Origin of the sequence: Sphingobium baderi (assembly GCF_001456115.1) — a bacterium.
Classification (GTDB): Bacteria; Pseudomonadota; Alphaproteobacteria; order Sphingomonadales; family Sphingomonadaceae; genus Sphingobium; species Sphingobium baderi_A.
In genome coordinates this window covers 1,382,501-1,403,623 of the sequence record NZ_CP013264.1, presented here as the reverse complement: position 1 = coordinate 1,403,623, position 21,123 = coordinate 1,382,501, and the positions used below count along the sequence as shown (strand labels likewise).

21 protein-coding genes, 1 tRNA gene and 2 rRNA genes (1 of these 24 running past the window's edge) are annotated in these 21,123 nt (G+C 62.5%); 15 read left to right on the top strand and 9 right to left on the bottom strand.

The genetic code is table 11. From position 1 onward, the window contains the following. The first annotated feature begins 22 nt into the window (after nucleotides 1–22). The 9 genes from ATN00_RS23905 to ATN00_RS06990 all read left to right on the top strand — a co-directional run bounded on the left by ATN00_RS23905 (nucleotide 23) and on the right by ATN00_RS06990 (nucleotide 11,360). Nucleotides 23–211 (top strand): hypothetical protein, encoded by a 189-nt coding sequence (locus ATN00_RS23905; protein WP_231746405.1) that lies wholly within the window; start codon nucleotides 23–25, stop codon nucleotides 209–211. Further along, nucleotides 208–2,139 (top strand): hypothetical protein, encoded by a 1,932-nt coding sequence (locus ATN00_RS07025; RefSeq protein WP_062063476.1) that lies wholly within the window; start codon nucleotides 208–210, stop codon nucleotides 2,137–2,139. Before ATN00_RS23905 ends, ATN00_RS07025 begins: the two co-directional genes overlap by 4 nt. Continuing rightward, on the top strand, nucleotides 2,136–3,230 hold the full coding sequence (traN, locus tag ATN00_RS07020) for a conjugal transfer protein TraN (RefSeq protein ID WP_062063474.1): 1,095 nt from the start codon (nucleotides 2,136–2,138) through the stop codon (nucleotides 3,228–3,230). The genes ATN00_RS07025 and traN overlap by 4 nt, the downstream gene beginning before the upstream one ends. Before the next feature lie 106 nt (nucleotides 3,231–3,336). Next, nucleotides 3,337–4,092, top strand: a complete 756-nt coding sequence (locus tag ATN00_RS07015; RefSeq protein WP_231746404.1) for a type-F conjugative transfer system pilin assembly protein TrbC — start codon at nucleotides 3,337–3,339, stop codon at nucleotides 4,090–4,092. Further along, nucleotides 4,064–4,660: a S26 family signal peptidase gene (locus ATN00_RS07010; protein ID WP_062063469.1), complete on the top strand. Its 597-nt coding sequence runs from the start codon at nucleotides 4,064–4,066 to the stop codon at nucleotides 4,658–4,660. Before ATN00_RS07015 ends, ATN00_RS07010 begins: the two co-directional genes overlap by 29 nt. Next, the gene (locus tag ATN00_RS07005; RefSeq protein ID WP_062063467.1) at nucleotides 4,657–5,538 is read left to right on the top strand and encodes a conjugal transfer protein TraF; all 882 of its coding nucleotides are present in this window, start codon (nucleotides 4,657–4,659) and stop codon (nucleotides 5,536–5,538) included. Before ATN00_RS07010 ends, ATN00_RS07005 begins: the two co-directional genes overlap by 4 nt. A gap of 41 nt (nucleotides 5,539–5,579) precedes the next feature. After that, nucleotides 5,580–6,137, top strand: a complete 558-nt coding sequence (locus ATN00_RS07000; protein WP_062068494.1) for a hypothetical protein — start codon at nucleotides 5,580–5,582, stop codon at nucleotides 6,135–6,137. A gap of 46 nt (nucleotides 6,138–6,183) precedes the next feature. Then, nucleotides 6,184–7,608, top strand: coding sequence for a conjugal transfer protein TraH (locus ATN00_RS06995; protein WP_062063465.1), 1,425 nt, complete (start codon nucleotides 6,184–6,186; stop codon nucleotides 7,606–7,608). 8 nt (nucleotides 7,609–7,616) lie between these two features. After that, nucleotides 7,617–11,360, top strand: a complete 3,744-nt coding sequence (locus ATN00_RS06990) for a conjugal transfer protein TraG N-terminal domain-containing protein (RefSeq protein ID WP_062063463.1) — start codon at nucleotides 7,617–7,619, stop codon at nucleotides 11,358–11,360. A gap of 2 nt (nucleotides 11,361–11,362) precedes the next feature. Here the strand turns inward: ATN00_RS06990 and ATN00_RS06985 are convergent, their stop codons facing one another. Next, nucleotides 11,363–11,761, bottom strand: a complete 399-nt coding sequence (locus ATN00_RS06985) for a hypothetical protein (protein WP_062063461.1) — start codon at nucleotides 11,759–11,761, stop codon at nucleotides 11,363–11,365. A 191-nt stretch (nucleotides 11,762–11,952) separates the two neighbouring features. Between ATN00_RS06985 and ATN00_RS23345 the strand changes: the two genes are divergently transcribed. The 5 genes from ATN00_RS23345 to ATN00_RS06965 all read left to right on the top strand — a co-directional run bounded on the left by ATN00_RS23345 (nucleotide 11,953) and on the right by ATN00_RS06965 (nucleotide 14,413). Further along, nucleotides 11,953–12,114: a hypothetical protein gene (locus ATN00_RS23345; RefSeq protein ID WP_021226038.1), complete on the top strand. Its 162-nt coding sequence runs from the start codon at nucleotides 11,953–11,955 to the stop codon at nucleotides 12,112–12,114. A gap of 22 nt (nucleotides 12,115–12,136) precedes the next feature. After that, a complete protein-coding gene (locus tag ATN00_RS06980) occupies nucleotides 12,137–12,331 on the top strand; it encodes a hypothetical protein (protein ID WP_021226037.1) in 195 nt (64 codons plus the stop codon). Nucleotides 12,332–12,351: 20 nt separating this feature from the next. Further along, complete coding sequence (locus ATN00_RS06975; RefSeq protein ID WP_021226036.1) at nucleotides 12,352–12,549, top strand: hypothetical protein; 198 nt, start codon at nucleotides 12,352–12,354, stop codon at nucleotides 12,547–12,549. Nucleotides 12,550–12,644: 95 nt separating this feature from the next. Then, nucleotides 12,645–13,715 (top strand): nucleoside triphosphate pyrophosphohydrolase family protein, encoded by a 1,071-nt coding sequence (locus ATN00_RS06970; RefSeq protein WP_231746403.1) that lies wholly within the window; start codon nucleotides 12,645–12,647, stop codon nucleotides 13,713–13,715. Next, on the top strand, nucleotides 13,715–14,413 hold the full coding sequence (locus ATN00_RS06965) for a uracil-DNA glycosylase (RefSeq protein ID WP_010339380.1): 699 nt from the start codon (nucleotides 13,715–13,717) through the stop codon (nucleotides 14,411–14,413). The genes ATN00_RS06970 and ATN00_RS06965 overlap by 1 nt, the downstream gene beginning before the upstream one ends. Here ATN00_RS06965 and ATN00_RS06960 read toward each other — a convergent pair. From ATN00_RS06960 to ATN00_RS06940, 5 genes are read right to left on the bottom strand one after another with little or no spacing between them, the layout of a single operon-like run. After that, nucleotides 14,377–15,162: a hypothetical protein gene (locus ATN00_RS06960; RefSeq protein WP_031298116.1), complete on the bottom strand. Its 786-nt coding sequence runs from the start codon at nucleotides 15,160–15,162 to the stop codon at nucleotides 14,377–14,379. The genes ATN00_RS06965 and ATN00_RS06960 overlap by 37 nt on opposite strands. Then, nucleotides 15,134–15,802, bottom strand: coding sequence for a C1 family peptidase (locus ATN00_RS06955; protein WP_231746402.1), 669 nt, complete (start codon nucleotides 15,800–15,802; stop codon nucleotides 15,134–15,136). The genes ATN00_RS06960 and ATN00_RS06955 overlap by 29 nt, the downstream gene beginning before the upstream one ends. Nucleotides 15,803–15,818: 16 nt before the next feature. Further along, nucleotides 15,819–16,829 carry an ImmA/IrrE family metallo-endopeptidase gene (locus tag ATN00_RS06950; RefSeq protein WP_010339383.1) on the bottom strand — a complete coding sequence of 337 codons (1,011 nt, stop codon included), beginning with the start codon at nucleotides 16,827–16,829 and terminating at the stop codon, nucleotides 15,819–15,821. 3 nt (nucleotides 16,830–16,832) lie between these two features. Beyond that, nucleotides 16,833–17,207 carry a helix-turn-helix domain-containing protein gene (locus ATN00_RS06945; protein WP_010339384.1) on the bottom strand — a complete coding sequence of 125 codons (375 nt, stop codon included), beginning with the start codon at nucleotides 17,205–17,207 and terminating at the stop codon, nucleotides 16,833–16,835. After that, complete coding sequence (locus tag ATN00_RS06940) at nucleotides 17,204–17,542, bottom strand: hypothetical protein (protein WP_021226034.1); 339 nt, start codon at nucleotides 17,540–17,542, stop codon at nucleotides 17,204–17,206. The genes ATN00_RS06945 and ATN00_RS06940 overlap by 4 nt, the downstream gene beginning before the upstream one ends. A 279-nt stretch (nucleotides 17,543–17,821) precedes the next feature. On the opposite strand from ATN00_RS06940, the gene ATN00_RS06935 reads away from it, so the two are divergent. Next, nucleotides 17,822–19,630, top strand: a complete 1,809-nt coding sequence (locus ATN00_RS06935; protein WP_335338093.1) for a recombinase family protein — start codon at nucleotides 17,822–17,824, stop codon at nucleotides 19,628–19,630. On the opposite strand, the gene ATN00_RS06930 is transcribed toward ATN00_RS06935, so the two are convergent. The 3 genes from ATN00_RS06930 to ATN00_RS06920 form a co-directional block, all read right to left on the bottom strand. Further along, nucleotides 19,587–19,663, bottom strand: a tRNA-Met gene (locus ATN00_RS06930). The genes ATN00_RS06935 and ATN00_RS06930 overlap by 44 nt on opposite strands. 112 nt (nucleotides 19,664–19,775) lie before the next feature. After that, nucleotides 19,776–19,890, bottom strand: a 5S ribosomal RNA gene (gene rrf, locus ATN00_RS06925). 151 nt (nucleotides 19,891–20,041) lie between these two features. Next, nucleotides 20,042–21,123, bottom strand: a 23S ribosomal RNA gene (locus ATN00_RS06920) (it continues 1,715 nt past the right edge of the window).

Genomic DNA, 21,123 nt, shown 5'->3' with positions numbered 1-21,123 from the left:
CGGCGCCGGTCGGGCGGTCGGCGTGGCCGTGAATACAGACGATGGACAGGCGGTGCGCCCCTCCTCGCCGTCTGTCGTCGTGGCCACGCTGACCGTTTTTGAAGGACAGGCAGTGTTCCGCGCGGAATTTGCCGCGCCCGCCGGCAGGGTGTTTCTGTTCCGGCTGCGCCGCGGTTCCCGGCTGATCATACCGAGCGAGATCCGGCCATGAGGCGTCCTGCCCTCGCCCTTGTCGCGGCGCTATGCTTGCCCGCTCCTTCCCACGCGCAGACGGCGGAAGACCGGGCTCGTGGCGCTGCGGCTGCCGCGCGCGCAAAAAGCGCGGACAGCGATGCCATTCTCGAGAATTACGTGACACCGGGCCTTGCCGGGCAGCCGATTAGCACGGTCGATTCCTCGAAGACGTTCACGCCCAACCTGGCCTGCCAGAAAAGCGCGACAATGCTGGAACTGCTCGCCCAGCCCAATGCGACCGGCGATATCGGCACGCTCAGCATCTCGCGTGACAAGGATCTCGACGGCAGCTTCGACGAAGCGTTGACCGTTCCCGTTCCTGCCTCAGGCATCTGCGCCAACGGGATCATCTCCTGTACGCCCGGTACCTGGGATGCCTGCCGCTTCTTCCGCTGGGATACCTCTGCCACCGGATCGCTCAAGCTCAGCGAAGCCGAGCTGACCGATCTCGCCGGTTGTTACTGCGTCAACAACAGCTGCGGCAATAACCTGGTCTGGGGCAACATGGCTTCCGTACTCAAGGACCTTGGCGGCGGGGTCGTTGGCGCTCTCACCAGCGCCGATGCGCGGATCGACATCGCGCAGGCATCCATCGAAGGGCCGGTGATCCGCTACACCGGCGCGCAGACAACCTCCTGCGCGGCGCAGCCCCAGATCGGCGCCACAGCCTACGAGGCCAATCCCAACGCCATTGCCGGCGACGCCTATGCCGCCTCCCAGGCGAGCAGCGTGTTCCAGGCGCTCTCGGCCTCCTCGACCGGCACTGGCACCTCCGAGGTGAGCCGGAATTGCACGATCACCCGTCAGATCACGCAGGAGGAAATTACCGCGGACAAGATCATCGGTCGGGTCTCGGGCGGCTATGCGACCTATGCCTCGAGCGCCGACAATCTTACCTTCGTCATGGGCTCGCCTGTGGATAACAGCCTTTCCGGCGGCTCCTGCTCGATCTTCGATTTCCACATGACGCTGCGGGTCAAGGAGGTTGATCGGCTTCAGCAGGTGCTGCTGACCCGCTTCGGCGCTGACGACTGGGCCCAGATCCGTGTCGATGGCGAACTGGTCGGATCGGGTCCGCAAAGCTGGACCGGGATGGGCTTGCCGCCCGGCAAATGCGAGAAGAAGGGCGACTTCACCGCCTATCCCGCCCTCGACCTCACATCGCGAATGACACAGGGCGATCACGACATATGGCTGCGTGTCGCGGTCGCCGATGAAGGCGAAGCCTATGCGTCGATCGAGGCCAATGTCGACGCCGGCTGCAAGACGACCGAGCAACTCGTCGACACCTGCGGCGCCTATGCCTCGAACGATACATGCCGGCTGCAGGACGAAGTGGTGGACGGGGTCACCAGCTTTCGCAATGGCGTCAACACCGGACTTTCGCCCTTGCCGCAGACGCGGCTCTTCGGGACCGGCATCTGCGCCACGCGGATCACCCGCGACTTCTTCCTGCGCGAGCGTGGCTACCGATGCACGGTGGACCTGGGACAGGCGGCGCAACCGGATCTTTCTCGTGGTGCCTATATCATCGATCATTCGACCGAGACGTTGCTCGCTGACCGGGTGAGAAGCGCTGACGGGAGCTATAGCCTGACGACGCGCAATTTCGTCCTGCCCGACCGTGGCAGCGTTAATGCCTGTGAGCCGATCTGCAAAACCCGCAAGAAACACGTGAACACGGCAGCCGCGCCCGATGGCGTGACCGGCTCGAAGCAGACCGATCCCACAGGCTGGGACTATTTCTATCACGCCTGCCAGGACAGCAATGTCTGCCCGGCCGGTGAAGGCGAGGAACTCGTCCAGGGCTGCGGCTGTCTCGACGATTTCCCCGAAGCCGCAGTGATGATGCAGACCGTGCGCCTGGGCGGCGCTGACCTCGTCTGCACGAGTAGCGTGCGATGAGCGCGCGCGTATCCCTGCTCGCCGGAGCTCTGATGCTGATGGCGGGCACATTGTTGTGCCCGTCGAACGCAGCGGCACAGCAGCTTTGCGCGGTCGACCTCAACGGCAATGGCGATGCGGCCGATGATGGCGAGACGGCGAGCTGCCATCTGACGGCGTCAGGTGGCTGGATGTGCCCGATCGGCCAGACGATGTGCGAGGCCGACATTTCGGGCGCCCTGCACTGCCCGCTCGGCGAGCAATATAGCTGCGAGACACCTGCCAGTGGCGGCGCAGCGGCCTGCTCGGCCAATGCCTGCATCGACACCAGCGCCAACCCGATCGTCGACGATCCGGTCATCGACGATCCGGGTGTCGAAGCCGATGGCGGTGTCGATGCCGAGGGCAATTGTCTTGGCACGATCGAGATATTTTCCGGCCGCGCCGCACGTTGCCGTCCTGCCGGCCTCAAGACGACCTTCTCCAATTGCTGCAAGGACAAGGGTAAGATCGTGAAAGACGGCATGGGCGGTTCGATCTCGTCCATCTCGACCAAGATCGCGGTCGCCAAGGGCGTCTTCACCGGCATGAAAGCCGCCTACACCGCCTTTAGGGCGGGCGCGACCGCGAGCCAGGCGGCCAGCGCCGGCGCCAATGCGATCATCGTCGGGATCGATCCGACATCGATCGCGATCAGCCTCGCGGTCAATTTCATGATCGAGGTGCTGCTCCAGGGCTGCGATCAGCAGGACATGGAAGTGGGCATGCTGCGCGGTTCGGGCATGTGCCATGAGGTCGGCAGCTACTGCTCCTCGAAGATCCTGGGGATCTGCGTGCAGAAGTCGCGGGGCCATTGCTGCTTCAACACCAAGCTCGGTCGGATCATCCAGGAGCAGGGCCGTCCGCAGCTGAAGGCCTTCAGCGCCATCGGTTGGGGCACCGCCAAACAGCCTTATTGCCGGGGCTTTACGCCCGAGGAATTCCAGGCGCTCGATTTCTCGCGGATGGACCTCTCCGAATATTATGCGGAGGTGGAAGCCCGCGCACAATCCGAAATCCAGATCGACATGAAGGACAAGATCGATGCCTATATGCAGACGATCAGCAACTAGGCGCGTTCTGCTTCTGGCAAGCCTTGCCTGCCTTGTCGGGCGCGCGGGCGCGAACGAGCCGCCGGCCGCGATCGAACAACCTCAGCCCGAGAACGCCCGCGCGCGAATGCAGGAACAGGGCGAGGCGGCGATGGAGCGTGTGAAACGCGCCGCCGGTAAGGCGAAGGCCACGTCCACCCCCTCGCCTGTTCTGCCCGCCAGGCTCGACGCCGCAGCGCAGCGCAGGGCCTTCGAGGGGCTCAAGGCGCGGAAGAACGACCCAGATATAAAGAAACGCGCGCGAGCGGATATCGCCGCCGCCCGCGAGCGCCTGGCAGCCGAGCGGGACGCGGCCAGTCGCCGGATTGCGCAGGCGCTCGGACTGGAGCAGCCGGAACAGGCGGCGCTGGCCGGTGCGGTATCGTCCGATGTCGGCAAACGCTGGGTGCCGGTCCTGTTCGTCTCCTCGTCGATACCGATCGAGACATTGCGCACCTATGCCGGGCAGCTTGAGCGTGCCGGAGGGGTCATGGCCTTTCGCGGGATGCCGGGCGGGATGCGGCAAGTGGCGCCGATGGCGAAGCTGTCTGCCGCCATCCTGCGGCGCGATCCGGGCTGCGAAGGCCCCGCCTGCGCGATGCGGGACGTGCAGCTGATCGTCGATCCGCTGGTGTTTCGGCAACATGGCGTCGTCCGGGTTCCCGCGCTCGCGATGATCCCCGGCGATCCGACGCGCCCCTATTGCGAACGCGACGACGCGAGCCCGCGCGCGGCGCATCTGGTTCAGGGCGATGCCGCCTTGTCCGGGCTTCTCGAGGAATATGGCCGCCTCGGCGGCAGGGAGGAGGTGCGGGATGCTCTCGCTCATCTGGCACGGCGGTAAGCGCGCCTGGCATGAACTGAAAGACCTGCCGCTACGGGCGGCCGTAGCGCTGGGCGCGAGCGGCCTTGGACAACCGGCGCGGCCAGCCCAGCTCTTCAAGGCCTATGGGATCGTATTGCCGATCGGTCTTTTCGCTTGGGTAACGATGCCACAGATCACCCTGGTCATGACGCCTTCGATCGAGGCCTGGGTGGTGCACCGCTCTCCCGGGCCCGTGCATCGCGGCGACCTCGTCTCCTTCACGCTCGCCGACGCGATCGCCGGCCCCAGGCCTGTCGCCGTCACCAAATATGCGCTGTGCATGCCCGGCGACCAGATCGTCATGGTCGAGAGGCCGGCAAGCCTCGGCCCGCGCCGCAATGGCTGGTATTATTGCAACGACAAGCTGGTGGGCGTCAGCAAGCCTGCGACGCGCAGCGGCAAAGCGCTCAACCACTGGCAGCCGGCCAGCCCCAATATTCCGGATGGCATGATCTTCGTCGGGTCGAGCCATCCCGACGGATATGACAGCCGTTATTATGGTCCGGTCGCCATTGATCGCCTCACCCGAATGGAGAAGCTGCTGTGAAGCGGCTCGCTGTGATAGCAGGCGCGGCCCTCCTCCTGGCAGGATCGGCAGCCGCGCAATCCACGGGCACCGCGGATCGCGAAGCGCGTGGCTACTGGTGGTATCAGGCACCGCCCAAGGCAGAGCAGGAGAAGCCCGATCCTGACGCTCTGGTGAAGCCGGTAATCCCGCCTATGGCCGAACTGGCGACCTGGACGCCGCCGAAGATCCGCACACTGATCGAGCAGCAGCGCGACTATGCGGCGACCGTGCTCACCGTCGATGCCGTCGCCGATTTCTGGCGCCTGCAGGACTTCGCGCGGCGCAAGGCCCGCGCCTTCGCCGGCGTCACCCAGCTTGCCATGCTGACCCATCCCGAGCTCAATGCGAGAGCCGCCAATCCCCTGGTCGGCGAGGCCCGCGATGCGCTCGGCGCCCAGAAGGACCAGGTGCGCCGCCAGTATCTGCGCGCGCACGCCGGAGAGTTCGCGCTTGTGATGTTCGCCCGCACATCCTGCGGTTACTGCAAGGTTCAGTGGCCGATCGTGCAGCGCTTCCAGGACGAAATGGGTTGGCAGGTGAGCCTTATGGACCTCGACCGCAAACCCGAGCTTGCCCAGCGTTTCGGGGTCGAAGTGACGCCCACCACCATGGTCATTCGCAGGAACAGTGGCCAGCGCATGGTGATCGCCGCCGGGGTCGAAACCTATCCCAACATCGCGCAGATGGCCTACCAGGCGGTCAGGTTGCTGAGCGGCGATATTCGGCCTGAGCAATGGCTGACCGGCGCTGGGGAGGAGAACGGGTTTTTCGACGCGCTCGCCAACGGCCCGGTCTCGTCGACCGATCCGCGTGTGATTGGCGGCGATCTCATCGATGCAAGGGAACCCAGGCCGTGAGGCGCTCCGGGCGAGTTCGGCTTGCGGCAGCCATGGTGATCATGCACTGGCTGGTGGTGCCCGCGATCGGCGACGCCCAGCAAATAAGCCGCGAAGCGGCGATGCGTGCTGCTGTCCATCCGGTATCGAATGTCGCCGACCTGCGCGTCTGGCTTTCCCGCGTACCGGTGACGCGTGACTTTCCCCCCGACTTCCAGACCATGCTGCGCAGCCAGGCATCGCTTTATGTGATCGAGATCAGCACCGCGCCGGGCTGCCTGCCCTGCGGCGATCTCTGGGCAAAACTTCAGGCATTCCGCGCGCAGCACGGCTGGCAGGTTCGGACCATCGGCGCACAGGAGGCGATGCTCCGTTCGGGTCGGCTCGGTCTCCCGTGGGTAGGTAACCCTGTTGCATGGGTCCGCCCCGTCACCGATCCGAACCGCATGGTGCCCATCGCGATCGGCACCGATCACGAAGCCAATATCGCGCGCAATGCCTGGCTTGCCGCCCGGATGCTCACCGGCGCCCGGGCTGCTGTCGGCGTGCGCGCCATGTCGAAATTCACCGGGATCGTCGGCGTGAGGGCGCCGGCCTCCTCCAGCCCGAAGGGACGCTGATCATGGCGGGGCGGCGTCACCCTTCCTTCTCACCAGAAAGCCTGCCATGGGACATCATGTTCGTCGTTCGACCCTTGCCTTTTGCCTGATCGCCGCCTCGTGCGGCCAGGCTGTTCCGTCCCATGCGCAAAGCTGGGCCGAGAGCTGGTTCGATAATGTCACCTATACCTCGCCCGGCAGCTTCGAGGACCAGACCCGCGGCTATGTGACCGCGGGCGGCATGTCGGGCCGGGTCGACGTCCATGACGATTATCTGATGAGCCTGACCTTGCCCAAGGTGAAGGCCGGCTGCGGCGGCATCGACATGTTTCTGGGCGGCATGTCGTTTCTCGATCCCGACTATCTGGTGCAGAAGCTGGAGACGATCCTCCAGGCCGCGCCGGCGGTTGCCTTCCAGTATCTTCTCGAAACGCTGGACGAGAAGATGGGGAATATCCTCTCGAAGATGGAGGCGGCAACCAATTTCCTGAACTCCATCCAGGTAAACGACTGCCGTCTCGCCAACCGCATGGTGCAGATCGCCAAGGGCGACGACAACATGTCCGGCATTGTCGAGGAGATGACGGGCTACAAGTCGATCCGCGAAGGCTATGCCAACAGCTGGCAGCAGAGCCGCGAGAAAATCCAGGCCAACAAGGGCAATCCGACCGAGGATCTGAAGGACGCGCTCGCCAATTGCCCGGCGGAGGTCACGGACATCTTCAAGACCGGCTCGTTGCTCGCGCATGCCGCCGCGCGGGTCGGCGCGTCCGACTGGGCCGGCGTGATGCGGGCCAGGGTCGGCGATGTCTATATGCGCTGGGATGCGGGCGACAAGGTGCCGATCTTTTCGGCCATTCCCGCCTGCCCGCGCCAGGATACCGAGAGCGCCGATGATTTCCTGACCGGCCGCGTCCCGACCCGGGCGCTCAACATTCCCGCGACCGCCGCGGATTGCTCGGTGAACGGCGCCGGACGCGGCGCGTTGGTGCTGGCGCGGGAAAGGATGGAGACGGTCGCCGCCAAGATCCGTACCCGGTCGGCGCTCACCACTGAAGAAAAGCAGTTCGTCGCCAATGTGCGAACCTTACCCGTTTACCGCCTGCTCGAATGGGGCGTGCGGCAGGGCCTGACCGAGAGCGTCATCGCCGATACCGATGAACTGGTCGCGCTCACCCTCGCCTATCAGATGCTCAACGACCTCACCCGGTCGATCGACTTCGCGCTGCAGAATGCCGAACGCGGGGCAACCACTGCGGGCGCCGCCGATGCCGAGAACAGCAATATCTGCCAGACGCGGATCCTCACCAAGGGCATCGAGCAATTGCGTGAGTTGCGCGACGAGGTGCTGCGCCAGCGCGCGCAGATGCGCCAGTCCTACATGGCGGCGATGAGCCAGGCGAACCTGTCGGCGAGCTATGCCGGCGTCGTGCGCCAGCGCGACCGTGATGCCCGCGACGCCGCGGGCGCCAATGCCAATCGCAACCGGTGAGGATCGTCATGCGCCGCTTCATCCGCCTTCTTCTCACGCTCCTCGGCTTTCTGGGCGCCACGCCCGCACTGGCGATCGACGCCAGCTATCACACCTGGGACGGATTTTCCGAAACGGTGGATGCCTTCCACCTCGTCGCCATGATCTTCAGCGATCCGCGCTATGAGACGCTGGTCGTCATCATCGCGGTCGCCGGTATCGCTCTGGGCGCGGTGCTGGCGAGCATCAAGGGTTCCGGCATGGGGCTTGTCGCCTTCGGTTTCCAGATGCTGATCGGGATCGGCCTGTTCGTGGGGATGATCGCCACGACGGGCACGGTTCACATCTATGACCGGGTGCGCAACGCCTACCAGCCGGTCGGCGACGTGCCCAATCTGATCGTGCTGGTCGCCGGCGTCACCAACCTTATGGAACGGGCTCTGGCCGAGACCATCGACGACAACACCACCGATCCCAATGCAAAGCTGGAGTTTGGCGCCGGCGGTCATGCGTTCGACCTGTTCCTGAACGCGGTGTCCCCGCGCAGTCCGATCGTCGACACGTTCCTCGACGCGACGGTGAAGGACTATGTGCGGCAATGCTATCCGGTTGCGCGTGTCTCGCCCGCCTATGGCGTCGATGATGATCAGCTCTTCCGGACCTCGACCGACCTTCCCGCTTCCTTCGCTGCGATGGCCGGCCCGGCGACATTTTCGACGGTCTATACCGCAAGTGACAAAGCCGGGACGACGATGAGCTGCGATGCGGCCTGGGGCTATATTGCGGATCGGCTGGCTGACAGCACGTTGTTCGACGCCTATAGCGACCAGGTCTGTGCCCGTACCGGCTTCGACGTGACCCAGGCGACCCAGCGTGACCGCTGCCGCCAGCAAATCGACGCGCTCGGCGACATGATGCTGGGACAATCGATGAGCCGGCAGAAGTTCCTGACCAACATACTGCTGGGACAGACCGTTGGCGACGTGCTGTTCGAGGATTCCCCGGCAGCGACCGCGCGGGTCATGGCGAACCGGGCAATCGAGTCCAACGGCCTCGCCACGCTCTCGACCGCCAACGAGTGGATGCCGACCATCCGTGCCTCGGTCTTCGCGATCATGCTCATGATGATGCCGATCGCGCTGCTCTTCATCCTGACGCCGATCAACCTCAGGGTCGCGAGCTTTGCGCTGGGGCTGTTCGTGTTCGTCGCGCTGTGGGGCGTCATCGATGCCGGCATCTATCAGCTCACCCTTGGCCGGGCGATGGACGTGCTGGCCGAACTGCGCGCCACCCATGTCGCGGCAGACAGCTGGATTTTCGCGCCATCGGCGGCAATGAAGGCGCTTGCCATCTTCGGCTCGTTCCGGACGGCTGCGGCAGGTCTTGCCGGCGCCTTCGTGTTCACCGTGTTCCGCTTCTCCGGCAATATGTTCACTGCTTTTACCTCAGGCATGCTCGGCGTGCAGGGCCAGGGCAGCATGGCGGCCGCGACGGTCGGCACCAGCGAGGGCTATGCCTCGGCGCTGGAAGCGCAGGCTTCGGCCGGCGGCACCCAGGCGCGGCGTTCGGCTTCGTTAGGATTCGGCGACTTTGGCGAGCGCAGCAGCTTTGGGCTCGACCGGGCCTTTGGGGCTGCAGGAAGCATCGTGGGCGAGCATGGCGGCGGCGCGGCGGGGACGGCAGCGTTCGGCCTAGGCCGGGCGGATGCCGCGCGGGAACTCGGCGGGCTGTCCCCTGCCCTTGTTGGACGCGATCTGAGCGATCCGGCCACGGCTCGCGCGATCCGTAGCAATGCCGCGACGTCGGCGATCCATGGTTTCGCGCAGGGCGACGCGCTGCGCAAACTTGGCACGAGCTATTTCGGGGAAGGTCAGTCCGGAGAGCGCGCCTTTGCCGTCTTCGCGCAGAACATGGTGCAGTGGAAGGCTTTTGGCGACCAGCGTGCCTATGAGATGATGCAATCGGGTGCCCAGCGGCATTTCGAGCGCAACGGTTATGATGCCAGGGATGCCGCTCTGAAGGCGTCTACAGTGATCGGGCAGGCAAGCGCCGATCCGACCTTCGCGAAGCTGACGGCCAATGCCTTCGATCAGGAGCAGATGCTGCGCAACGACCTGACTGCGGCGCAGACGCAGGTCGGCGCGATGGAAGGGCGGCGCGACTATGCCGGCGACAGGGTCGCAGCGGTCGAGCGCGGCAATGTCGCGACCGAGCAGGCGCATCGGACCGGTGGGAATCAGGGGCAGCGGCAGGCCGCCGCGATGCTCGGGCTCTCCGTTACTGAAACCAGCCGGCGCATCGGGTTCATCAATTCCCTGTCGGGCGAGGCGCGGGCGAGTGCCATCACGCAGCTATCGCGTTCGACAGGGCGCAACGAGGCACAGGTACTGCGCGCACTGGAGGGCTACAATGCCGCAGTCCAGGTCGGCACGGCCGATGGTGCGACCGCAGAGGCGGCGCGGGAGGGTACGAGCGTCTATGGGCGCACGAGGGAAGCTGCAGGCTATGATTTTGCCGAACGCTCGGGCAAGCTCGATGCCCAGCGGGAGATCGGGCCCGACGGCGTGCGCAGCAATGCGCAAATCGGCGAACAGCGGCGACAGGCCGACAATGCAGGCTTTGCCGAAGGCGCGGCGGCGGCGGGCGTATCGGTTCGTGAGGCCGCGCGGCTCGATTCCTTTATCCGCGCGCTCGCCGGCACGGCCGGCAACCAGGTCGATATGGCCGAAGGCGGCGCGGAGGGGATCGCCGACCGTGCCCGCAACGAGCGGCTGACCGGGATCGTCGACAAGGAGCGTCTCACCCGTACGCAGGCGCTTCTGCGCGAGCATGGCGTCGAGATGTCCAAGCGACAGATCGCGATGAGCCAGAATGGCGATGTCAGCCTCAACCTGACACCGGAGCTTGCGGCGCAGATGTGGCGCGGCGGCCTCATCAACGAGGGCCAGCTCGGTGCAATCGCCAATGGCGGGCACGCGCGGCTCAGCTTTGCGCACAATGATCTGCTCGTTTCCAGCAGCACCGGGTTCAGCCAGTCGGCGCGCAACGACACCAGCACGCGGTTCGAAGCCGGCAAGCAGGCGGGTCCCGATACGATCGAGCATTTTCTTGGCAGCGGCAAGGAAGGTCAGGCCGCCATGGCCAGATGGCTTCGCGGTGGGTTCGAGATGGATCGGCGCGGCAACTGGCGGCTCAAGCCGCAGGTTGCCGATACGCTGGAGCGCGATGTCACGGCGATCATGGTGCAGACCGGATGGCAGAGGTCGCTTTCACGGTCGGCGGAGCACTCAACCGCGGACAGTCAGAGCATCTCCGGCGATCTCACGGCTTCAGCCTCGCGCGGAGTTGGTTCCGGCGACAAGGGCGGCGAAGAAAAAGGTGGCGGCAAAAGCAGCGCCACAGGCTCGCTGAGCGGTAGGTTGAACGCCGACATTGTCGATCGAGGAGTAGCGGCGGTCTCGGCTCGCTCTTCCATCGACGTGGTGAACTATGATGTGCGGGATGCTATCGCGGCTGCCGAGAAAGCAGCCGCACGCTCCGGTCGTCCCGAGGAGACTTTTGCCCAAGAACTCAGCGAACGTGTGCTTGGCAATGATGGTCTGCGCAACCGGTATCTGAAGCAGGCCGATGCTGGGCGTGGCACCTTCGATGTCACGGGTCCGATCACATCGATGGAGCAATCGTCGATCCTTGGTACCGGTCGGCTATTGTTCGACCGCGACAATGGAATGGCTGACGGGGATTCAAGCTTCAAGGAGCGTCGGGATCCATGATGTCAATCCTGGATCACTCCTATGTGTCGCAGATGGATGTCGCCCGAGCGCGAGTCGAACGGATCGGTGTAGGGATCAATAATTGGTCTTTCCGGGGGCGGTCCTGGCGTAATGATCCACTCTCCGCAGGCGACCTTGGCCTTGAGGAAGCCATATCCGAGGACCGCAACGACAGAGATCGGATTAAAGACGAAGATCAACAGGACCATTGTGTTGACCAGATAGATGTTCAACCGGTCGAAAGGCACCGCAAGCATACCCTCGAGGCCGATCCAGTAGAGCAGCGTCAACGCCCAGGTGACTTTCGCATACCATGGGCGCCAGAACCAATCCGCAGCGCGCCGAGACGGCGCTTGCGGGGCTGCCTCGTCCATCTGATCAGGTTCGGTAAATTCCTGCATGAGCAGAGCCTTTCCGGAAAGAAGAATAGCACGGATGACGATGTGGCAAAACCTTCAGCTGCTCTTGTCCGCTCCGACGAAACAGCCCGCTCGTGCGATTTCGGCCTCCCCACCACTCTTTCTCCACTTCAAGTCGGTCCGTTCCTTGTCCCGATACCGACCTATTTCGCGGGTCGAGCGGTTACGCAGCCATGAAAAGCAAGTCGCGCCATCCGGCCGACAAACCGGATATCTCTCCCGCAGCGGATGCCGCGATCATCCGGTTGGCTCGCCTTCTCGGGCGTCAGATGGCTCGCGAACTCCATGAAGAGCACATCGCGAAAGAGACCCAGGCTCCGGAAGAGCCGCATTGAACACCGTTAGCCTGACCGGGACGTGCTGACCGAGCAGCCGTTAAAGGTGATGGATCAGCACCGGTTGGAGTGGATTTTCGTTTCCCGGCCCCACGGCAAATTGCCTGAACGTCTCATTTTCGCCGAATTAGAAGATTGTTGGCAGCAGCTCAGCAATGCTGACGAGGCGCTGAACTCTAACGGCCAAAATTTGCAAATTCACTTCCATATTTCATGAAAATACGATTACATGGTTTCATGAAATATGGAGACGCGGATGGAAAGGGGGATGATGAGCATCTTCAAATCCAGGTTCCGGCCATCACAAAGCGCGACCTTGGGCAACGCGCGCTCGACAGCCGCGAGCCGATCCGCATGGTCGTGCTCCGCGCGCTCAAAGCTTATGGCGTGACGGTCCCCGGCGATGCCATCACCGACCGGCGGAAGCGCGGCTGATGTCGCCCGATGACGAAGCGCTCACGATCGATGAATATGCGCGGCAAGCTGCGCGGACCGATCAGCGCAAGGGGCCAGGCACGGCCGGTTTCACGATGCTCGGCCTCTTCGGTGAAACCGGAAGCCTGCTTACCGAGGCGAAGAAGAAGCAGCGCGATGCCGCCTCCTATCTCGGTTATGCAGAGGCGGTCGCGGAGGAGATTGGCGATGTCCTCTGGTATTTGGCAGCGGTGTCGCGCCGCTACCGACTTGCATTAAGCGATATCGCCACAGCAGCGCTCGCGCCCAGAGGCACCCACAAGGCCGGCGGTAACGGTACGCTGACCCTTCACGCACTACAGCCCGCCCACATGCCGATCGCCAAGGCGCCAACGGCAGAGTTCGAGCATAGCCTCCTCGCGCTCGCCGGCGACGTCGGAACGCTCATCAGGGTAGGTGCCAGCGAGCCTGGTCGCCAGGTCATGGCTGACCTGTTAGTCAACGTCATGCGCCGGCTGATCCAAGCCGCGACCGAGTCCGGCGTTCCGCTTGAAATCGCTGCGCTCAAGAATCTCCAAAAGATCTTCGATCGCTGGCCGCGCGAACGTTGCTATCCGCCGCCGCTCGATGAGGGCTGCGACCCGGAAGAACAACTCCCGCGTAAAATGCAAATCGACATTTACGAGCGGACCGTGCGCGGCCAAGCTTATGTGTTTCAGCGGTCGAGCGGTGTCTATGTGGGCGATCGGCTTACCGACAATGCGATCGAGCCTGACGATTATCGGTTCCACGACGTCTTCCACTATGCCTATGTCGCGGTGCTGGGATGGTCCCCGGTGATCCGGGCGCTGCTGCGGCTCAAGCGCAAGAGCGATCCCAAGCTTGACGAGGTTGAGGACGGCGCCCGCGCGGTCCTCATCGAAGAAGGCGTAACATCGTGGCTTTTCGGCAAGGCTCAACAGCTTCAATTCTTCGAAGGTGTGAAGCCGGGCGGACTTCCGCTGGACATGTTGAAGCATGTTCGCCAATTCGTCGCCGGCTACGAGGCCGAGCACTGCCCGCTGTGGCTCTGGGAAGAGGCAATTCTCCAGGGTTATGCGGCGTTTCGCTTCCTGCAGAAGAACCGCCGCGCGCGAATCGGCATCGATTTCGCGCGCCGCCGCCTAACCATCAAGGAGTTGCCGTGATGACCCCCAAAAGCTTCGTGTCGGCACTGGCAGCGGCGGATCTTCCCTCAGTGTTCAATCCATGGCGTGATCGCTGCGCCATTCACGACCGCCGCGACGCCGCTGCCCGGCGGCGCGCCAATCTTGAACGCGTACTCGTTGCGGCGCTAGACGCGCGGGTCGAGACCATCTGGATCGCTCGTGACCTCGGCTATCGCGGCGGTCGTCGCACCGGCGTGCCGCTGACTGATGAAATCCATCTGAACCATGCGGCGGCGCTCATGGGCGGCATCGCGCTGGAGCGCGCCACCCAAGGCCCTGCGATTGCCGAGCGCACTGCTGCTATCGTCTGGCAGGTGCTTGGCCGCATTGGCCAACCTGTCATGCTGTGGAACGTCTTTCCGTTTCATCCACATGAGGAAGGCGATCCCATGTCCAATCGCTGCCACACACGCGCCGAACGCGAGGCTACCTGGCCGTTCTTGCAGGCGCTGGTCTCGATGGTGCGTCCAAAGCGCATCGTCGCCATCGGACGCGATGCGCATCTGGCGCTTGACGGGCTGAATATCCCCACCACTGCGATCCGCCACCCAAGCTATGGCGGGCAGCGCGAGTTCATCGACGGCATGTTCGATCTTTATGGAATCAACGGACGGGAACCGGCCTCCCCCGAACTGCCGCTCTATGGGGCCGTAGCCAGAAGTTGCGCGCTGGCCTGATCGCACGCGCTCAGCATCGGCAGGATCGCGCTGCGGTTCCACTTATCGGTGTCGATCTTGGCATGGGTTGAGACGATGGTCAGCGAGCCCCTGGGAATCTTCGCCTCCGTCGCGACGAAGTCGAGCAAACGGCCGAGGCCGATGAGATTGCCGAGCAGCTTCTCGATATAATAATGGTTGCGGTACATAGCGGTGAGGCCGAGCCTGCGATCTGCGCCCTCGCCGATGAGCTTGAAGCTCGCAAAACTCAGGCATTGCCCGCCATATGGCGAGTCATCGACATCGCGTAGCGGATCGAAAACGCTTAACTCGAACTTGTTGAGCGCCCGGACATTAGGGTTCTTCAAGCGACCGATAATCTCCTCGAGCTGGTTCAACGGCTCGCCCTGTGCCTGCGGCAACAGCATCATCCGCTCGAAATAATAGCCAGACCAGGTGGGCTTCTTGCCTCGTACCTTGGGCAGCACATTGTCCCTAAAGCGATCGAAGAAATTGGGGAAGCCGTAGCGCCGATAGAGCCCGGCCGGGAAAATTGTATTGGCGACCGTCTCGATGCGCTTGGCATCGTGCGCCTGATGAAAGGCATCCACTGCGGCGATTACCGGATCAGCAAGGCTCGCACGCGCCAGCGGATCGACGACGTCGATAATCACATTGTAGGCGTGATGCTGTGACTGCTGGTCGACGAGGCGGACCGCTTCGCGCCACGCCGAGACACAATCAGGCTGCGGCGGCACTGGAAGATACATCGACATCCCCCGTCAGGATTGCCGTCGCAAAGAGGCGCGGCTTCAGGAATTTCTCGGTGAGCCAGGCATGGCCATCGATGCCCCAACTCTCCCCCCAGCTATTGCGGACAAGCAGGGCGGACTGGCCGTCGGTCGTGCCGTGGCCGACCGCGACGATAGCATGCCTTAGAGTGTCGTCCGGCATCTCGTCGTTGGCCGGATCGATCACTCCCTGGGAGCCCGGCATGTAGAATGACCGTGACAGTTTCGTGAGCAGCATCACCGGTCGCTGCTGATCGAGCGCGACAAGTATGCTGGTGAGGTCAATGGCGGCAGCGCCCCCATCGCGGCCAAAGCATTGGCCAACTGTCGTCGGCGGCGCCCATGCAGCAATGTCGTCCGGCACTTTATCGAGATAGACCCAGCCCGCTTCGGCCGGCTGACCGTCAGTCCGCAACGTTTCGAGCATCGACGACAAGGTTGCGCCGCTCTGATGCGGTCGTTTGGCGCGACGTTGCGCGTGATAATAAGCGAACTCGCAGGAAAGCGGCGTCCAGCCGTTGCGCAAGGCGGCATGCGCGTCGCTCGCAGCAAAGGCGAGACAGGTCGGCCGCGCGCCTTGATCACGGACAGGGCCGAGCATCGGCCTAAGATCAGTCACGATATCGATCATGGGGTCAGGCAGCCTCGAGCAGATGGCGCCGCTCGGCGCGAGACAGGCCTTCCTGTTCCGGGCCGGTGAGGTCGAACTCGATGGTCAGGCTCGCATGAGTCATGGTCGGCTGCCAAGGGCGCCGTTCGCTTAGCGACATGCGACCGCGCTGGGCTTCCTCGGGCGCAGCGGTGACGCGGCGGACGGTCGGGCCGCCGATCGCATCGGCTTCGAACGCCTCCCTTTCGTCACGCACGACCGCGAATCCGCTGGCGATTAGCTGGTCGAGATCCCAGAGGTAACCGCCGCCGCTGTTTTCCTGCAGCCGCAGCACAAACAGGTCATTGCGGCTGCCGTCCAGCCGCGTGCCCTCGTCTCGCTCGGTCAGGAGCCAAACATCGCCGCGATAATTTTCGGGGCGATAATCCTTGAGGAGATCGACCTTGAGGCTACGCGGCTGGGTATCGAGCAGTTCTCGCATGATTGCGGGCCTGATGATGCCATAGCGGACAAGCGTGCGGCACGTCGCTTCATAGCTCGCACCGACGCGCAGTGAGAGCTGGTAGGCGATATTAGGACGCCGAAGGTCGCTCGCCTGCCAACCCTGACGGGCGCAGTGCAGGCCGATCAACCATTTGGGCATCATGAAAGCGACCGCGAATGCGTCGGCTTCGGTTTCCTCGAAGGCCTGACCCGGTTCTGGGCTCATCGGCATGCGACGCAGAATGCTTTCATCGTCAAGGCTCGGTTCGTGCTTCATCGAGAAGTGACCGAGTTCGTGCGCTGCGGTGAAGCGCTGGATGCTCATCGGCCGCTCGGTCGTTACCAGAACCCCCGGTATCGGCACGCTCAGATAAGCGCCGAGAAGCCCTTTGAGCGGACGGAGCAGGAGCGGCAGGCCGAGCGCATGGATCGCCCCGAACACATCAATATTGCCTCCCTGGCTCTCGATAAGGGCCTGAGTACCGAGTTGGCGATGCAGGCGCCCCGCCGCCATGGTCCCCGCGCGCACCGCGCCGTCATAGTCCCGAGCCATGGATCAGACTTGTCCCCCACCCGACCGCGCGCGCAGATATTCAGCAAAGCGACTGAGTTCAGCGCGGTCGTCGGCCGAGAGATCGGCAACGCGGCGTGCGAGATGCGCCACATCGGCAGGCAAGCTTGCCGAAGCTTCATCCTCGCCCGTAAAATAGCCAACTGACTGGCGATAGAGCTTGGCGAGACGTGTAAGTTCAATTGCCTCAACCCGTCGCTGACCGCTTTCGATGTCGGTAAGGGCGGTGCGCGGAATTTTAAGATAGGTCGCAACCTCATCCTGCTTGAGCCCAAGATATTTGCGCGCCTCTCGCAGCCGGTCACCTAGCTGCTTGCGCTCCAGCTCGTCATTCTCCTGCCGGATAGCCATACCGTTCATGGCTTGGATCCTTTTTTCTTCACCCAGACTTTCTCGATACGAGGAACAAGATGGCCGAGCGCTTCCTCCACCGAAGCGTAACCACCGGTCTGGACAATATTATCGCGCAGTTCGATCCCGATGACCGTCTCGATGGCGCAGAGCGTGTCTACGACCGAAAGCGAGTCGAGCGCAATCGGCGCCTTCATTGCGGCACCCTGATCTTTTGGGAGCGCGATGCCGCGCAATTGCGCCTCGATACGTGCGACTTCTAGCAATTCATCGACGAGCGCCTTGATGACATCCGCCTTAGGAAAGGCAGGAGCGGTTGGCGCGGGAGGAGCAACTGTTGCCATTCAAGCCTCGCACGATTCGACTACATCTGCAGAATGTAATGTTGGAATTTCCGACATGCAAGACCTGATCGTCGCGCATGGTGCGTGGACCAGCGCTGGCTTTTGAAATCTCTGTCATGGACGTCCGACCATGGTTCCGACGATGTCGCCTCCGTGAAATCGCTGCGATGGCCACCAGCCTGTACCACAACACGGTCGCCACATTGTGTGCCGCTAGCAGTGCTGGAGGGTTTCTATCGCCCGTGTCGTTTTCACCGCCTGCAAGTTGGCGGCGTCGTGATGGAAGCCGTCCTACAAGAGGGCGACATTGTAAGTAGCAATCCTATTCAAACAGCGCCTCATTTGGCCTGCAAAGAACATCATGTTACGTTTTGTCCGATCCAGGAGACAGAAATGACCCGCGCAGCGCTCTATGCCCGCTATTCCGATGACAAGCAGAGCCCAGCTTCCATCGAGGATCAGTTTTTGGTTTGCCGCGAACAGGCTGCGCGCGAAGGCTGGCGCATCGTCGGTAGTTACAAGGATGCCGCGATCTCGGGTGCGAGCGTCATCCTGCGGCCCGGTATTCAGGCGCTGCTTCAGGACGCCCAGATGGGCCGCTTCGATGTGCTGCTCGCTGAAGCACTTGATCGCGTCTCCCGCGATCAGGCCGACGTGGCAACGCTATACAAGAACCTTCAGTTCGCGGGCGTGAAGATCGTGACCCTGGCCGAGGGCGAGGTTTCGGAACTGCATGTCGGCCTGAAGGGCACGATGAACGCCCTCTTCCTCAAGGATCTTGCCAAGAAGACCCATCGTGGCCTTCGCGGACGCGTCGAGAAAGGCAAGTCCGGCGGCGGCCTTTGCTACGGCTATGACGTCGTGCGTCGTTTTTCCAGCGAAGGTGAGGCAGTTCACGGCGAGCGCACCATCAACGACGCTGAAGCGGAAGTTGTCCGGCAGGTGTTCCGCCAGTTTGCCAATGGTCTCAGTCCGCATGCGATTGCCTGCCGCCTCAATGAAGCGGGGATAGCCGCACCGACCGGCAAGCTCTGGACATCGACTACGATTCGGGGTCACGCAAAGCGTGGAACAGGCTTGATCAATAATGAGTTGTATATCGGCAAGCTGGTCTGGAACCGCCTGCGCTACCTGAAGAACCCCCAGACCGGCAAGCGTGTCTCCCGTATCAATCCGCAGTCCGAGTGGATCGTTACTGACGTGCCTCATCTGCGGGTCCTGGATGACGAACTCTGGCAGGCCGTAAAAGCCCGACAGGAAGATATTGCGATCCAATATGCCGGCGTCATCGAGGCGACGCGCTCGGCCCACAATGCGATGAACCGGACCCATCGCCCAAAGAGCCTGCTGTCCGGCCTCGTCTACTGCGGCTGCTGCGGTGGGTCTTATACCCTTCGCGGGCAGGGGCGGTTTGCCTGTTCGAACCACATAGACACGAGCAGCTGTGCCAATGGGCATAGTATTGCACGCGAGAAGCTGGAAGCGCGTGTTCTCGACGGTCTGCGCGACCGGTTGATGAGTCCCGAAGTCGCGGCCGAAGCCATTCGTACCTGCGTCGAAGAAACCAATCGCATCAATCGCCAGCGTCGCGCGACAGATACCGCCGATCGGGCTGAGCTCGACAAGGTCCTCAAAGCTATCAAGGGACTGGTGACACTCGCAACGGAAGGCAAGGGAACGCGCTCACTCGTTGATCAACTGCTGGAACTCGAGGCGCAGGAAGACGCCATTCGCGCCCGGCTCGCTGCGGCTCCGGCCGATGTACCGGACATCCATCCGAATATCTCGGAGATCTATCGCCGCAAGGTGGAGCGCTTTGCGGAAGCCCTGGCGCATCCGGAGGAGCGGCAGGAGGCGGCCGACGCGCTACGCGCTCTCATCGAGCGCATCGTTCTGACGCCCGGCGCCAAACGCGGCGAGGTCAACGCCACGCTGCACGGCGAGTTTGGGACCATTCTCGAATGGCTGGAACGGCGCAATTGGGCCAATGCCGACAGCCCCTCCGATGCTTTCGCATCAGGGGGCCCAGGTATGTCGGTTTCTGTGGTTGCGGGAGTAGGATTTGAACCTACGACCTTCAGGTTATGAGCCTGACGAGCTACCGGGCTGCTCCATCCCGCGTCAACCATGGTGTTGGATCAGGTAGCGGTGGCCTTGTCCTGTGCGAGGCCGATGGACCGCTGAGGCCAACGAACATGTGAATGGGCTTTAAGTTCGAAGCGCGTGCTGCAATGCCTGGCGACGCCCTACTCTTCCGGGGCTTGAGCCACAGTACCATCGGCGCAGTCAGGTTTCACGTCCGAGTTCGGGATGGGATCGGGTGGGTCACTGACGCTATGGTCACCAAGCAATGAAGCAGGCGCTTCGGGTTATAATCGATACCGTGCACAAGGGCATTTTTTTGTAAAAATGCGTTTACGAACAAATTTAAATATCTGGCTGGTCATCACCACGGATCGATGAAGCACTGTTGCCAGTGCTGTCATTGATGGTGGGACTCTCAGGCGCGAACAGAGCAATTAGGACCGGTTAGCTCCATATGTTACCACACTTCTACATCCGGCCTATCAACGTCGTGGTCTACGACGGCTCGATGAAATCTTATCTTGAGGGAGGCTTCCCGCTTAGATGCTTTCAGCGGTTATCCCGTCCATACATAGCTACCCTGCTGCGCTCCTGGCGGAACGACAGGTACACCAGAGGTATGTTCAACCCGGTCCTCTCGTACTAGGGTCAACTCCTCTCAAATTTCGACGCCCACGGCAGATAGGGACCAAACTGTCTCGCGACGTTCTGAACCCAGCTCACGTACCACTTTAATTGGCGAACAGCCAAACCCTTGGGACCTGCTCCAGCCCCAGGATGTGATGAGCCGACATCGAGGTGCCAAACGATTCCGTCGATATGAGCTCTTGGGAATCATCAGCCTGTTATCCCCGGCGTACCTTTTATCCGTTGAGCGATGGCCCTTCCACGAGGGACCACCGGATCACTATGACCGACTTTCGTCTCTGCTCGACTTGTCAGTCTCGCAGTCAGGCGGGCTTATGCCATTGCACTCTAACAGACGGTTTCCAACCGTCCTGAGCCCACCATCGCGCGCCTCCGTTACTCTTTAGGAGGCGACCGCCCCAGTCAAACTACCCGCCACAGAGGGTCCCTGCACCGGATAACGGTGCGAGGTTAGACATCAGAAAACAACAGGGTGGTATTTCACCTATGGCTCCACATCAACTGGCGTCAATGCTTCAAAGCCTCCCACCTATGCTACACAGTTCTTTCCTAATGCCACTCTGAAGCTGCAGTAAAGGTGCACGGGGTCTTTCCGTCTAACCGCGGGTACTCCGCATCTTCACGGAGAATTCAATTTCGCTGAGCATATCCTGGAGACAGTGGGGAAGTCGTTACGCCATTCGTGCAGGTCGGAACTTACCCGACAAGGAATTTCGCTACCTTAGGACCGTTATAGTTACGGCCGCCGTTTACCTGGGCTTCAATTCAGTGCTTGCACACCTCCTCTTAACCTTCAGGCACCGGGCAGGCGTCAGGCCCTATACGTCGTCTTGAAGCCGACTTAGCAG

Bases quoted from the DNA above. Each gene is read 5' to 3' on its own strand.
- ATN00_RS07025 (WP_062063476.1), top strand. From the start codon at position 208: ATGAGGCGTCCTGCCCTCGCCCTTGTCGCGGCGCTATGCTTGCCCGCT.
- traN (WP_062063474.1), top strand. From the start codon at position 2,136: ATGAGCGCGCGCGTATCCCTGCTCGCCGGAGCTCTGATGCTGATGGCG.
- ATN00_RS07015 (WP_231746404.1), top strand. From the start codon at position 3,337: ATGCAGGAACAGGGCGAGGCGGCGATGGAGCGTGTGAAACGCGCCGCC.
- ATN00_RS07010 (WP_062063469.1), top strand. From the start codon at position 4,064: ATGCTCTCGCTCATCTGGCACGGCGGTAAGCGCGCCTGGCATGAACTG.
- ATN00_RS07000 (WP_062068494.1), top strand. From the start codon at position 5,580: ATGCACTGGCTGGTGGTGCCCGCGATCGGCGACGCCCAGCAAATAAGC.
- ATN00_RS06995 (WP_062063465.1), top strand. From the start codon at position 6,184: ATGGGACATCATGTTCGTCGTTCGACCCTTGCCTTTTGCCTGATCGCC.
- ATN00_RS06990 (WP_062063463.1), top strand. From the start codon at position 7,617: ATGCGCCGCTTCATCCGCCTTCTTCTCACGCTCCTCGGCTTTCTGGGC.
- ATN00_RS06985 (WP_062063461.1), bottom strand. From the start codon at position 11,761: ATGCAGGAATTTACCGAACCTGATCAGATGGACGAGGCAGCCCCGCAA.
- ATN00_RS23345 (WP_021226038.1), top strand. From the start codon at position 11,953: ATGAAAAGCAAGTCGCGCCATCCGGCCGACAAACCGGATATCTCTCCC.
- ATN00_RS06975 (WP_021226036.1), top strand. From the start codon at position 12,352: ATGAAATATGGAGACGCGGATGGAAAGGGGGATGATGAGCATCTTCAA.
- ATN00_RS06970 (WP_231746403.1), top strand. From the start codon at position 12,645: ATGCTCGGCCTCTTCGGTGAAACCGGAAGCCTGCTTACCGAGGCGAAG.
- ATN00_RS06965 (WP_010339380.1), top strand. From the start codon at position 13,715: ATGACCCCCAAAAGCTTCGTGTCGGCACTGGCAGCGGCGGATCTTCCC.
- ATN00_RS06960 (WP_031298116.1), bottom strand. From the start codon at position 15,162: ATGTATCTTCCAGTGCCGCCGCAGCCTGATTGTGTCTCGGCGTGGCGC.
- ATN00_RS06950 (WP_010339383.1), bottom strand. From the start codon at position 16,829: ATGGCTCGGGACTATGACGGCGCGGTGCGCGCGGGGACCATGGCGGCG.
- ATN00_RS06945 (WP_010339384.1), bottom strand. From the start codon at position 17,207: ATGAACGGTATGGCTATCCGGCAGGAGAATGACGAGCTGGAGCGCAAG.
- ATN00_RS06940 (WP_021226034.1), bottom strand. From the start codon at position 17,542: ATGGCAACAGTTGCTCCTCCCGCGCCAACCGCTCCTGCCTTTCCTAAG.
- ATN00_RS06935 (WP_335338093.1), top strand. From the start codon at position 17,822: ATGGAAGCCGTCCTACAAGAGGGCGACATTGTAAGTAGCAATCCTATT.